General features: G+C 33.6%; 12 protein-coding genes. 6 read left to right on the forward strand and 6 right to left on the reverse strand.

All coding sequences use genetic code 11. The features are described from left to right. Positions 1-45 precede the first annotated feature (45 nt). The gene (locus EZM65_RS05315) at positions 46-633 is read right to left on the reverse strand and encodes a hypothetical protein (RefSeq protein ID WP_136667507.1); all 588 of its coding nucleotides are present in this window, start codon (positions 631-633) and stop codon (positions 46-48) included. A gap of 168 nt (positions 634-801) precedes the next feature. On the opposite strand from EZM65_RS05315, the gene EZM65_RS05320 reads away from it, so the two are divergent. Next, positions 802-1,167, forward strand: coding sequence for a DUF1508 domain-containing protein (locus tag EZM65_RS05320; RefSeq protein ID WP_136667508.1), 366 nt, complete (start codon positions 802-804; stop codon positions 1,165-1,167). A gap of 84 nt (positions 1,168-1,251) precedes the next feature. Here EZM65_RS05320 and EZM65_RS15615 read toward each other — a convergent pair whose 3' ends face one another. Together EZM65_RS15615 and EZM65_RS05330 are read right to left on the reverse strand one after the other, a co-directional pair. Continuing rightward, entirely contained in the window at positions 1,252-1,458 is a 207-nt protein-coding gene (locus tag EZM65_RS15615; protein WP_211196195.1) for a hypothetical protein, read from the reverse strand. Between the two features lie 196 nt (positions 1,459-1,654). Further along, positions 1,655-3,811: a S46 family peptidase gene (locus EZM65_RS05330; protein WP_136667509.1), complete on the reverse strand. Its 2,157-nt coding sequence runs from the start codon at positions 3,809-3,811 to the stop codon at positions 1,655-1,657. 526 nt (positions 3,812-4,337) lie between these two features. On the opposite strand from EZM65_RS05330, the gene EZM65_RS05335 reads away from it, so the two are divergent. The 3 genes from EZM65_RS05335 to EZM65_RS05345 all read left to right on the forward strand — a co-directional run bounded on the left by EZM65_RS05335 (position 4,338) and on the right by EZM65_RS05345 (position 8,232). Next, positions 4,338-6,338, forward strand: coding sequence for a S9 family peptidase (locus tag EZM65_RS05335; RefSeq protein WP_136667510.1), 2,001 nt, complete (start codon positions 4,338-4,340; stop codon positions 6,336-6,338). Between the two features lie 234 nt (positions 6,339-6,572). Beyond that, entirely contained in the window at positions 6,573-7,511 is a 939-nt protein-coding gene (locus tag EZM65_RS05340; protein ID WP_248574826.1) for a sensor histidine kinase, read from the forward strand. A 1-nt stretch (position 7,512) separates the two neighbouring features. Continuing rightward, positions 7,513-8,232 carry a LytTR family DNA-binding domain-containing protein gene (locus tag EZM65_RS05345; RefSeq protein ID WP_136667511.1) on the forward strand — a complete coding sequence of 240 codons (720 nt, stop codon included), beginning with the start codon at positions 7,513-7,515 and terminating at the stop codon, positions 8,230-8,232. A gap of 22 nt (positions 8,233-8,254) precedes the next feature. Here the strand turns inward: EZM65_RS05345 and EZM65_RS05350 are convergent, their stop codons facing one another. Further along, positions 8,255-9,547, reverse strand: a complete 1,293-nt coding sequence (locus EZM65_RS05350) for a serine hydrolase (protein ID WP_136667512.1) — start codon at positions 9,545-9,547, stop codon at positions 8,255-8,257. A gap of 92 nt (positions 9,548-9,639) precedes the next feature. Beyond that, on the reverse strand, positions 9,640-10,884 hold the full coding sequence (locus tag EZM65_RS05355; RefSeq protein WP_136667513.1) for a 3-deoxy-D-manno-octulosonic acid transferase: 1,245 nt from the start codon (positions 10,882-10,884) through the stop codon (positions 9,640-9,642). Between the two features lie 93 nt (positions 10,885-10,977). Here EZM65_RS05355 and EZM65_RS05360 point away from each other — a divergent pair, with 93 nt between their 5' ends. Continuing rightward, on the forward strand, positions 10,978-12,114 hold the full coding sequence (locus tag EZM65_RS05360; protein ID WP_136667514.1) for a DegT/DnrJ/EryC1/StrS aminotransferase family protein: 1,137 nt from the start codon (positions 10,978-10,980) through the stop codon (positions 12,112-12,114). Between the two features lie 83 nt (positions 12,115-12,197). After that, positions 12,198-13,238: a UDP-glucose 4-epimerase GalE gene (galE, locus tag EZM65_RS05365; RefSeq protein WP_136667515.1), complete on the forward strand. Its 1,041-nt coding sequence runs from the start codon at positions 12,198-12,200 to the stop codon at positions 13,236-13,238. A gap of 114 nt (positions 13,239-13,352) precedes the next feature. On the opposite strand, the gene EZM65_RS15445 is transcribed toward galE, so the two are convergent. Continuing rightward, a partial coding sequence (locus tag EZM65_RS15445; RefSeq protein ID WP_169051639.1) for a hypothetical protein occupies positions 13,353-13,611 on the reverse strand: 259 nt, incomplete at its 5' end.

A 13,611-nucleotide genomic window follows, 5' to 3' on the forward strand; every position in this document is an offset into this window, starting at 1 on the left:
AAAGCAATGAAAAAAGCTCAAGACTTGGTTTTGAGCTTTTTTGTTTTAATTATTTCTAAAGTAGATGGGGTTATTGAAAAAGGCTATTATTGATGTGTTTTCAATTGAAAAGCTGTTACGGTCATACATTTCAAGTCTTTTTAAGAGGATTAAATTGTCTGGGAAGTAAAACTTTATTTTTCCATAGATATCGCTTCTTAAATTTGAGCTTTTTTGGTTTTTTTTGTTGTCGAACAGATGTTGGTCGATAATGGTGTTGTTGAGGTTGATTATTAAAAATTCAAATTTTCTAACGCTTTCGTCATCTGAAGCTAACTCTCTGGTGATTAATCTGAATTTGCTGTTTTCTGCCATCACGAAATAGCCTTCATGGCTCTTGTTTCCTTCGAAATTGAATACTTCAAATTTGTTTACGCCAAATTCTGCCGAGTTAAAGTCCTGGAATTTTACCTTAATACTCGCGGTTGTGTTTTCGGGAGTGTAAGATATGGTTTTGTTTTCTAAATCTATTTTGAAGGTTTGTGGTTTGATTTGTGCTTTGTTTCCGTTCTTTAAGGTGATTTCATCCGATGGATTTTTTGAAAACAATGGATTTGTAAGTAACAACGTTATTGCAAGTAATAATTGTTTCATGCTTTTGAGATTTGTATACAAAATTAAATAGTCTTTTTCTTGCAATAATGAAACCAGTATAAAGAAATGGTTTGTGTAGTGTTAGGAAGTTTAAGCTTTTGTAAAGCTTGTTGATATTTTGTAAAAACTAAGTTTTATCTTCAGGTTGTTTCAGGGTATATTTGTCTTATGGCGACATTTGTGATAAGTAAACGGTTGGATGATAATTATAAGTTTGAATTTGTATCCCGTAAAGGGAAGACGATAATGACCAGTGACAGCTATGAACTGCGTTTTGAGTGTGAGGAAGACATTGAAAAGCTGAAAAATTATCTTGACAGTGCTACAATTATGCGTTTCAAAACGTCCAGTGGAAAATTTTACTTTCGTTTGATTATTGATAAAAAAGAAATGGCAACGAGTCGGAAATATACAACCCAGTTGCTGATGCAGAGAGGGATTGATGAAATGATCCGGTCTGCGGCGGTTGCGGAAATACTGGATTTTGCTTCAAATGATTTTGTGTTTCCTGAAATTGAAGCTTTTCAGGATTGATTTTCTTAAAATAATAGTTGTATAAAATAAAAAAAGCTCCGCATTGCGGAGCTTTTTGCTGTAAAAATACTAGATTTTATCTAATTATTTTTTTACTTCTTCTTTAACTTCAGTTGCAGCAGAGTCAACAGCAGCAGCAGCAGTATCAACAGCAGCAGCAGTATCAACAGCAGCAGCAGCAGTATCAACAGCTTCTGTAGCTTCTACAGCAGCCTCCTCAGTAGCAGCTTGATCTTTACAAGAAACACTCATCATAGCAACTAAAGCCATAGTTAAAACAACTTTTTTCATCTTACTTAATTATAAAAGGTTAATTATTAATTCGTGTTGCAAAGATATAAATTTTTTGTTACGTCAAACTTTTTTTGAATTTTTTTTTTAAAAAAAATATTCTTTGTCAACGCAGATGTAGTTTGCAATATACATGCCAAATTTTTTTTATGGAGAGCATAAAAATGTAAAAGCCCTGAAAAAACAGGGCTTTTAGTTATTTCTTTTTTGCTGGAGTTGACTTAATGATTTTTAATTCATCAATTAAATTTTTTGCTCCGGCGTATTTGTCTATGATAAAAAGGATATAACGGGCGTCTACCATGATGTTTCTGCATATTTCAGGCGAATAATAAATGTCACTCATTGTGCCTTCCCAAACACGGTCAAAATTACAACCTATAAGATTTCCGTTGGCATCAAGAGCAGGTGATCCTGAGTTTCCTCCTGTTGTATGGTTTGTAGCGATAAAGGCAACCGGAACTTTTCCGTTTTTAGCAGCATATTGTCCGTAATCTTTGTTGTTGTATAATTCGATCAGTTTTTTTGGAACGTCAAACTCATAATCGCCCGGTACATATTTTTCCATTACACCGTCCAAATAAGTTATAGGTGAGTATGTTACCGCATCAGAAGGTTTGTAACCTTTTACTTTTCCATAGGTTACACGCAATGTACTGTTGGCGTCAGGGAATATGCGTGCCGATTTTGGACTCAATTCCATAATTGCTTTCATGTATGTACGCTGCAATGCAATGTTTTTTAAATTCATTTCATTGAACTTAGGCGCTACACTTTTATCATAGGCTTCTGCTATCGATTTTACTAATGTATAACCTTTGTCCTGGTTGATTTTTTCGATAACCGATTTTGCGTCTCCATTCAATAATTCTTTTAACCCGTTAAACGAAGTCAATTTTGAATTTTTGAAAACATCTGAAGCCAATTGTGACGCATTGATGTTATTTAAAGAAGAAGGTAAAAACTGTTTTGGTGATTTTGTTGCATAAATAGTGATCAACTGTTCGAAAACTTTTTCGTCAACATTTGCATTGAAATCTTTATATAACGGCTCTAAGGTGCCAATTAAATTATTCTTGCGGTCATTGAAAGATTGTTCGCCTTTTGTGTTTAAAACCTGTTCTAATTGGTATAGGCGGTAACCAAAAGTTAATATCTCACAATTACGCATTACCACTTCTGTGAAATAATCTCGGGCAATGGCATATTCACGAATATTGCTGTAGTTTGTTTTAAATTCGTTCAACAGATTTCCGTATTCAGTTTGTTTGCCAGCTTTGTTGATTTTTTCAGTAAGGCCTGTTTCGAATTTCTGTTTGACGGCAACAGCATTTGATTTTTTCAAACCTTTGGTTTCACCAATCCATTTTTTCCAGTAATTGGCAACAGATGCATATTTGGATGCATATTGAATTTTGATGGCAGGGTCTTTACGCATAAAACCGTCCTGAACTTTCAAGGCAGCATCACGCACTTCAATTTTTGCCGGATTCAAATCGTTCATGATTTGCTCTACCGCATAACTTGGCAAATATTCCTGTGTTCTTCCGGGATACCCCATCACCATAGTAAAATCGTTTTCCTGAACTCCTTTTATGGAAATAGGGAAGAAATGTTTCGGTGTGTAAGGAACGTTGTCTTTTGAGTATGTTGCCGGGCGATTATTCTTGTCAGCATAAATTCTGAATAAAGAAAAATCACCGGTATGACGCGGCCAAACCCAGTTGTCTGTGTCTGAACCAAATTTTCCAATTGAACTTGGCGGTGCACCTACTAAACGAACATCGCGGAAAGTTTCAGTTACGAATAATAAATATTGATTACCGTCATAAAAAGTTTTGATTTGGTTTTCCTGCCATGATTCTTTAGGTAATGTTTTGGATAACATAGAAATGTTTTCCTGAATTTTCTTTTGTTTGTCAGCTTCTGCAGTTATTGAAGCAGTTCCTTCTAAAACTTTAGCAGTGATATCTTCAATACGGACAATGAATGTCACAAACAAATCTTTATTAGGAAGTTCTTCTTCCATTTTATATGCCCAAAAACCATTGGTTAAATAATCGTGCTCAACGGTTGAATGGCTTTGAATGTTGTCGTAACCACAGTGGTGATTGGTTAAAATCAACCCTTTAGGAGAAATTACTTCGGCTGTACAACCCCCGTCAAAATGAGGAACGGCATCTTTTAGGCTCGATTTGTTTACTGAATAAATATCTTCAGCTGTGATTTTCATACCCAGATTTTTCATCTCGGTTTCGTTCATTCCTTTTAATAAGGATGGAATCCACATCCCGCCTTGCTGCGCGAATGTTGGTAATACGAATAAAATAAGAAGTAGTCGTAAGAATTTCATAATCATTATTTATAGTGTGCGCAATTTACGATTTTTAGGCCAGTATGAAATTTTTTTAAGTTTTGGTTAAGAAATTACCACTCGTCATTTTGATTTTACCGCTCATCATTTTTTAGTATTTACAAAACAATTCTTATAATACTTTTGAATCATCAAACAAATAATACTAATCAAAAACGGATTAATTATGGAGACAAAAAAAATATCAAAAGGGAAATTGTATAGAGCGTTGTTAATAGGTTTTGCAGTTGGCTTTGTATTAATGAAACTTGGTTTGTACATACATAAAAACTATCATTTATAGAAGTATCAATCAATCAATCAAAACGAACTTAAATCATCATCAAAAAATCAAAAAATCATCAATTTTAAAAGTAAGAAAAATGGAAAAATTAAGTGTAAAAAAAGTAGTGTTGGGAATTGTGGCTTTAATAATTGTGTCGTTTGCAGTTATTTTCCTGGCGGGAGTTGCAGAAGGTTTTTCGAACGCAGTTAAATAAACTGTAATCAATCAAATAAACAAACAATGAAAAATTTAAAAACAATTGCATTGGGGTGCGGTTTGCTTTTGTCGGTTTCAAATTACGGGCAAATGTCAAAAGAACAGTTAGTTAAAGGAAATGCATCGCTGGTGACTTCCAAAGAAAAATTAGCACAATTAGCCTCTTTGGATAATGGAACCTATAAATATTCAGTTGAGGATTTCTTTGCAAAGCCAAAAGCGAGAACTTTTAGGTTATCTCCGGATGGTTTGCTTATGTCTTATTTTCAAAAAACAGATAACGGCAAAAGCAATGTGTATGTAAAAGAGATAAAAACCGGGAAAGTTTCTCTTGTAATAGAAGAAAAAGAAGAACTTATCAGAGGGTATGTATGGTTGAATAATGAGCGGTTAGCTTATGTAATGGATAAAGGAGGCAATGAAAACAGACATGTTTATTCGGCTGCTATCGATGGTTCCGGCACTATTGATTTGACTCCCTTTGATGGTGTTCAGGCAGAAATTACTTCTGTAATAAAAAATCAAAAGGACTTTATTATCGTTACGATGAATAAAGATAATAAACAAATTAAGGAGCCGTATAAGATTAATAGCAGGACAGGAGCAATAGAAAAATTATATACAAATACTGATCTTAAAAATCCTATAATGGGGTATAGTTTTGACAAAGACGGTAATTTAATTGGCTTTACAAAAATAGTTAACGGTATTAATATGCAGTACTATTATAAGTCCTCAGTTTCCGGTGATTTTAAACTGATAAAAGAATATGAATCGTCAGAGACCTTCAATGTTGTTTCTTTAAATTATCAGACTCCAAATCCTGATGATGCTTATGTGATTTCAAATTTAGATTCGGATAAAACGCAGATCGTTTTGTATGATTTGAATCAAAACAAAATACTAAAGAGTATATATTCAAATCCTACCTTCGACTCAAATTATCTGGGGCTTTCTGAAAAAAGAAACTTTGAAATTGATTATGTTGGATTTAACGGGGAAAAAAATACTATAATTCCTGTGAGCAAGTCTTTCAAAAAGACGTATCATAATCTACGGAAAGAATTTAAAGAACAGCAGTTTACAATTGTTTCACAGAGTGACGATGAGGAAAAAATGCTGATTGTTGTCTCTAGTGATAAAATTTACGGTAAATACTATCAATACGATGCAAAGTCAGATAAATTGACTTATATGTTTGATTTGATGCCTAAACTTGAGGAAAAAGATATGGCTGTAATGCAGCCGATTTCTTTTAAAAGCCGTGACGGAATTTTAATACATGGTTATATCACCTTGCCAAAAGAAGTTTTACAAGGAAAAAAGGTGCCTTTGATTGTAAATCCTCACGGTGGTCCGCAAACTATAAGAGACAGTTGGGGATTTAATCAGGAAGCACAATTGTTTGCAAGCCGCGGATATGCAACTTTACAGGTTAACTTTAGAATTTCAGGAGGATACGGAAAAGAATTTTTGAAATCAGGATTTGGTCAGATTGGCCGGAAAGTGATGGATGATTTAGAAGATGGTGTGCAATTTGTTTTGTCAAAAGGATGGGTTAATAAAGAGAAAATTGCCATTTACGGGGCAAGTCACGGAGGTTACGCCACTTTGATGGGATTGGTAAAAACACCTGATTTCTATGCTTGCGGTGTTGATTATGTAGGTATTTCAAACATTGAAACATTTTTTGGTTCTTTTCCTGAATATTGGAAGCCTTATAAAGAAGCGGCAAAGAAAATCTGGTATGATTTAGATAATCCTGCTGAGGCAAAAATTGCAAAAGAAGTTTCTCCATTTTATCAGGTAGACAAAATCAAAAAACCTTTGTTTGTGGTTCAGGGTGCAAATGATCCAAGAGTTAATATTACTGAGTCAGATCAAATTGTAACCGCTTTACGAAAAAAAGGATTTGAAGTTCCGTATATGGTTAAGTACAATGAAGGACATGGTTTTGGTAGAGAAGAAAATCAAATCGAGCTTTACAAAACAATGATGGGGTTCTTTGCTGAAAATTTAAAATAATTAAAATAAAACTACCTTTGGTATTTTAATTTGCCAAGGGTAGTTTAAACTAAAATAATATGATACAGTTTTTACTTAATTTGGTTATAATAATTGTTGATTTAATAACCTCTGTAATTGTATGACTTTATGATGTTTAATGGTGTTTTAAGGAATCCAAGGTTGTTTGTTTGTATAGTCTGGGTGCTTTGCCTTTTAATGATTTATCTGGGTAAAAGCCAAAACATAATTCAGTTGGGTTTATATAATTATTTTGCTTCTGAATTTTTATTATGGTTGATTGTAGGGGTATTTTTTAATGTATTGCTTTATAATAATATTCATATTGCTAAAGACTTACCTTATTTAAGTATTTTTTTCAGATTAATTTTTGTGAGTATTGCTATAAGTTCTGTTTTGTGGCTTTTGCTTTATTTCCCTGTGACTTATTTCACAACTTTTGTATGGTCGAAAATAACCACTATACCAACAGTCCTTTTGACATTTTACACGAATTGTTTTATTATCTCCGTCTGGTATTTCTTTTTCAGTAATTTAAAATTTATCGAAAAGATAAATAATTTCAACAGAGAGAAAAGTGATTTGGAATTATCTTTAAAAGAGTCACAGCTCAATGCTTTAAAAGGACAGATAAATCCTCATTTCATGTTTAACAGTTTGAATAATATCAGAGGATTGATTCTTGAGGACCCGGTGAAATCAAGAGAAATGATTACCCGGCTTTCAGAAATGCTTCGTTATTCTTTAACTAAAAATGATATTCATAAAATTGGTCTGGATGAAGAAGTGGAAATGGTTGATAATTATATTGCTGTTTCTAAAATTCAGTTGGAAGACAGGTTGCAGTTTATAAAAGAATTGGAATCCGGCACATTGAATTTGCAGATTCCACCAATGATTTTGCAAATGCTGATTGAAAATGCTGTAAAACATGGTATTTCCAATTTAAAACAAGGAGGAATGGTGAAATTAATTGCCGGAACTGAAAATGACTTCCTTAATTTAACTGTTATAAACACAGGTAAATTGCTTTTGAAGAGTGAATCGACTCAAATAGGCTTGAAAAATATAAAAGACCGACTCCATTTATTGTATGCAGATAAAGCTGATTTTAAACTTTACGAAGAAAACAATCAAGTTGTTGCAAAAATTCAAATACCATTAGTAACCTAGTATGAAAAAGATAAAAGCTGTTATAGTTGAAGATTCACGTCTGGCACGTAATGAGTTAAAGGAATTAATAAAAAATCACTCAGAAATTGAAGTGATTGGAGAGGCCGAAAATGTAGACGAAGGCTTTGAGTTAATTAACAATGTTCAGCCTGATTTGCTTTTTCTGGATATCAACATGCCTGAAAAAGACGGATTCGAATTGCTGGAAATGCTGGACAATGTACCTATAACGGTATTTACCACTGCTTTTGATGAATATGCTATAAAATCTTTTGAGTACAACGCACTTGATTATCTAATGAAACCTGTCAGTCCGGCGCGTTTTGCAAAAGCGATGGAAAAAGCTAAAGATAAACTGACTGAAAAAACAGAACAATCAGAAAAAAAAGTACAGGCTTCCAATCAGATTTTTATCAAAGACGGAGAAAAATGCTGGCTGGTCAAAGTGGCCGATATTCATCTTTTTGAAGTCGACGGGAATTATACCAAAGTGCATTTTAATGACCAAAAAGCAATACTAAATAAATCGTTAAACCAAATTGAAAGGAAATTACCGGAGGATTTCTTTAGAGCCAACCGAAACCAAATTATCAATATAGGGTATGTGAAAAATATTGATTTATGGTTTAGCGGCAACTTACTGGCACATCTTCATGATGATTCAAAAATTGAAATCTCAAGAAGGCAATCCAGTTTGTTTAAAGAAAAAATGAGTTTGTAGTTAACACTTTTTAGGATAGTATCTATTTATTTTCGATTCGTTTCAACATTTCTTCTGCATTTTTATTTTTGGCGTCAAATTCTAATGCTTTTTTTAAGTTAATAATCGCCAAATCTGCTTTTTCCATTTTGTTGTAACATTCTCCAATAAATGAATATGCACTTGAAATTGCAATTGTATTTTTTGAATCTATTGTTGTACTTAACTGAAAAATTTTGATTGCATCTTCAAATCGATTTCTTCTCATTAAATATTTTCCGGTATTTATCAAATCAGAGACTTCGTTTGAAAAATCATATTTTTCTTTCTGAGTTGATTTAATTTGCTCATAAAATGAAATTCCATTTTGAAAATTCTCCAATAATTTACCTCTAATATCAAGATAGATGGATTTTTTTGGAATAGTAAAAGGCTTTTCAGCTAAAATATTCAATATTGATTCTGTAATCGCACCTAGCTTGAAATTTTGATTGTTGGTTATTAATACAATAGTTGTTCTGTTTTTTGATTCGTAATAAATATATGATTCATAATTATTCCCAGAGCCTTGATGGGAATGTTCTGTAATTTCATTATTTTCAATAACTGTATTTCCTAAACTGGATTCAGAATTTTTGTCAAAACTTTTAGCAAGAATGGTCAAAGAGTTTTTATTTACTATTTTCTCATTGTGCAAATTATTTACCCAATTATATAAATCAGTTATTGAAAAATACATTTCTCCACCACCGTGGATAAAAGTTGTTTCTTTAAAGTCATTGTCAAATGAACCAGCCATATTTGCTATCAATATGGAATCTTTGGGTGTTTTTCCACCACTAATTTTGAGTTTCTTGAAGAACTTGTTTTTTAAAAAATCTTCGTAAGAAAGATTTGTGATTTTTTTGATTATTTCTTGTTGGAGAAAAATGTTGGCATTACTATAAATATATCCAGTTCCAGGTTCAAAGTCCAATTTTTTGACTTTATTCAATTCCGCTAAGTATTCAGAATTTGTGTTTTTGAAGATGCTTGGTAAACCACTTGTATATTGAAGTAAATGTTTGATTTGAATTTTAGTTGCCCAATTCGGTAAATAAGTCAGATAATCCGAAACATTATCTTCTAAATTTAGTTTTCCATTTTCTACTAAAAATAAAATCCCGGTACTACTAAATTCTTTAGTTATTGAGCCAATTGGCATTATTGATTCTCGACTTAATTTTTTGCTTTTTGTATAGTCAGTAAATCCGAGTTCATTATGATAAATAATTTTTCCATTTTCAGATACAATTACATTTCCATTAAAAACTCCAATTTCGTTTGCTGATTTCATCAACGAATCCAAATTCTGTATTTTTTTGATTGCCCGGATGACATTGAAAAATTTAGAATTGATATTGTAAAAATTATTTTTTTCATCATCTCCTAAATGTGTTTCAAAATCTTCTCTGTAGCTCCTTTGTTCATTTGTACAAAAGTGTTGCAGATATGTCCTTTTTCGTGACGCTCGTCCGGATTTTGGACTAATAAATCAAGCGTTTGGTTCATTTCTTTTTGGTCGTTTATAGAAATACATCCCTTCTGGTGTACAAGTGCAGTTGCTTCGGCAAAGTGGGAATAGTTTGGTCCAATAACAATTGGAACGCCAAAAGTTGCCGGCTCCAGAATGTTGTGCACTCCGGGATTGCCAAACCCGCCGCCTACATAAGCAATATCGGCATAGCTGTAGATCTTTGTTAAAATACCAATTGTGTCAATGATGAAGACATCATAATCAGAAAGTTTTTTGCCTTCCATTTCTGAGAACAATACTGTCTTCTTGGTAATCTCCGATTTTAAGTGGACAATCTGTTCCTGTTTAATGTTGTGCGGTGCGATGATAAATTTTACGCGATGTGAAGTTCTATTGATATAGTTGATCAATAATTCCTCATCTTTTGGCCATGAACTGCCAATAACGACAGTAGTCATTTTATATTCTTCCGAAGGATTTTTGCAGAAATTTTCGATAAAATCCAACGTGTTGTCTTTTTCTAAAATGGAAACCACTCTGTCAAAACGTGAATCACCGGAAACTGTTACATTAGAGAATCCGATTTTTTGTATTAATTCTTTAGAAGTGTCATTCTGAACAAAAAAATGATTGAAACTTTTCAGGGCATTTCTGTAAAATCCACCGTACCATTTGAAAAAAGCCTGTTTTTTTCTGAAAATACCAGAAATCAAAAATGTTTTAATATCCCTGTTTTTTAGTTCATTTAGATAATTTGGCCAATATTCATACTTAATGAAGAAAACCATTTCGGGTTGTGCTAAATCCAGAAAACGTTTGACATTAGCCTTAGTGTCAAGCGGAAGATAAACTGTTACATCGGCCGCAGTGTTGTTTTTACGGACTTCATACCCCGAAGGAGAAAAGAAAGTCAAAACAATTTTATGATTGGGATATTTGGTCTTTATCTTTTCCATAACCGGTAAGCCTTGTTCGTATTCGCCTAATGATGCAGCGTGAAACCAAATGGTCTTGTCTGTTTTTTGAAGTTTTGTTTCCAGTGTTTTGAAAACAGATTTTCGGCCATTGACAAATAATTTGATTTTCGGGTTGAAAATAGCGACTATTTTAAGCAGTTGCTGAACAATTTCTACTAATAAAGTATAAAGAAAAAACATAGTTGTGATTTTGTGTTGCTAAAATACATTAGTTTTTTAAAACTTATTAAAAAAGCTATTAAATTAGTAGCTTTGCATTCTAAATTTTTGTCGATGAAAAAGCTACAAATGGTTGACTTAAAAAGTCAATATGATAAAATAAAAGACGAAGTAAATGCTTCAATTCAAGAGGTTTTAGATACTACAACATATATTAACGGCCCGTTGGTTCATCAGTTTCAGGCGGATTTGGAAAAATATTTAGGGGTAAAACATGTGATCCCTTGTGCAAATGGAACTGATGCTTTACAGATTGCTATGATGGGGCTTGGATTAAAGCCCGGCGATGAGGTAATCACAGCCGATTTTACATTTGCCGCTACTGTTGAGGTTATTGCGTTATTACAGTTAACTCCGGTTCTTGTGGATGTAGAAATGGATTCAATGAATATTTCCATCGAGGCACTTAAAAAAGCTATTACACCAAAAACAAAAGCAATTGTTCCGGTGCATTTGTTTGGACGTGCTGCCAATATGGATGCTATTATGGAAATTGCCAGAGAACATAATTTATATGTTATCGAAGACAATGCGCAGGCTATCGGGGCTGATTATACTTCAAAAGACGGAAGCAAAGCTAAAGTAGGAGCAATCGGTCATGTGGCGGCAACATCATTCTTCCCTTCTAAAAATTTAGGATGTTATGGTGATGGCGGTGCTATTTTTACGAATGATGATGAGTTGGCTCATGTTATCCGTGGCATAGTGAATCACGGAATGTATGTTCGTTATCATCATGATGTGGTAGGTGTGAATTCACGTTTGGATAGTATTCAGGCAGGGGTTCTAAAAGCGAAATTACCGCATTTGGATACGTATAATACAGCACGCAGAGACGCGGCCCATAAATACAATCAAGCGCTTTCAGTAAACGGAAATATTGTGGTTCCTCAGTTTGATATTAATGGAGATGATCACGTGTTTCATCAGTATGTTATCAGAATTACCAACGGAAAACGTGATGCCTTACTGGATCATTTGCAGGCAAAAAGTATTCCGTGTGCGATTTATTATCCAATTCCGTTACACAGTCAGAAAGCGTATTTGGATTCTCGTTATAACGAGGCCGATTTTCCTGTTACGAATCAATTGGTTAAAGAAGTTATTGCGTTACCAATGCATACAGAACTTGATGATGAGCAGATTAAGTTTATCACTGATGCGGTTTTAGAATTTTTAAGAGATAATTGATAAAAGACAAAAAGAAGAAAGACTTGTACTATTAGTTTTAAATCTATTATCTAAAAGTCTATTTTCTTTCATCTGTATAAAAAATGAAGATATTAGTAACAGGAGGTTTAGGTTTTATAGGTTCGCATACTGTTGTAGAATTGCAAAATGAAGGTTTTGATGTTGTTGTAATAGATAATTTGTCAAATTCTTCTATTGAAGTTTTACAGGGTATAGAGAATATTACTGCAAAGAAGCCTGAGTTTGAAAATATAGATTTGCGCGACAAGAAATCTGTTCAGGATTTTTTTAAAAAATGCAGTGATATCAGCGGGGTAATTCATTTTGCCGCGAGTAAAGCTGTGGGTGAAAGCGTTGAAAATCCGTTGTTGTATTATGAAAACAATATTAACACGTTGGTTTATTTACTCCAGGAGCTGCAACAAAAGGAAGAGGCTCATTTTATTTTCAGTTCATCATGTACGGTTTATGGTCAGGCATCAGCAATGCCTATAACTGAAAATGCACCGGTGCAAAGTGCGATGTCTCCTTATGGAAATACCAAACAAATAGGTGAGGAGATTATAACTGATGTTGCTAAAGTGTCTTCGGTCAATGCGGTATTATTGCGTTATTTTAACCCTATTGGTGCGCATCCTTCGGTAGAAATAGGAGAATTGCCGTTAGGAGTGCCGCAAAATCTTGTGCCTTTCATTACACAAACGGCTATAGGACTGCGAAAAGAATTGTCTGTTTTTGGAGACGATTATCCAACTCCTGACGGGACAGCGATTCGTGACTACATTCACGTAGTGGATCTGGCGAAAGCGCATGTGTTGGCTCTACAACGTCTTTTTGAAAAGAAAAATACCGAAAAAGTTGAAACTTTTAATGTTGGTACCGGTAAAGGAAGTTCGGTTTTAGAAGTGATTACAGCTTTCGAGAAAGTAACCAGTCAAAAATTAGCACATAAAATTGTCGGCCGGAGAGAAGGTGATGTTGTTGAAGCTTACGCCGATACTCAAAAAGCAAACACTGTTTTAGGCTGGAAGGCACAATCTTCACTTGAAGAAGCATTAGAGAGTGCGTGGAGATGGGAACAGAAGGTTAGAGGTAAAATGGCGGTTTGTCCTAAACAAAACTGATTTTAGTACTGAAATGGATAGTTGAATCAGTACAGTATAACTACTTTAATATTTCAGATAATAGTAAAAAGAAGTCCCGATTTTCGTCGGGACTTTTTAGTTAAATGATATTATTTAATTTCCAGAAAGGACTTTTTTGATACTCATTCCTCTGTTGGTCATTACTTTTATAAAGAATAGCTGACCTCTGCCTCTATTAAATGCAGGACGTATAGATACTTCTTTGTTGTAGAACGGATTGCTGTCGCGGTCCAGCATCAATAAAGAACCTTTTGCGTCAAACAGTTGAATGCTGACATCTGATTTGTAATCGAATTTGTATCGGATATTAATTACATCTTCAAACGGTACAGGATATGGTTCGAATATAGGT

The sequence above is a fragment of the Flavobacterium sp. H122 genome, assembly GCF_004959765.1.
In the GTDB taxonomy this organism is placed as follows: domain Bacteria; phylum Bacteroidota; class Bacteroidia; order Flavobacteriales; family Flavobacteriaceae; genus Flavobacterium.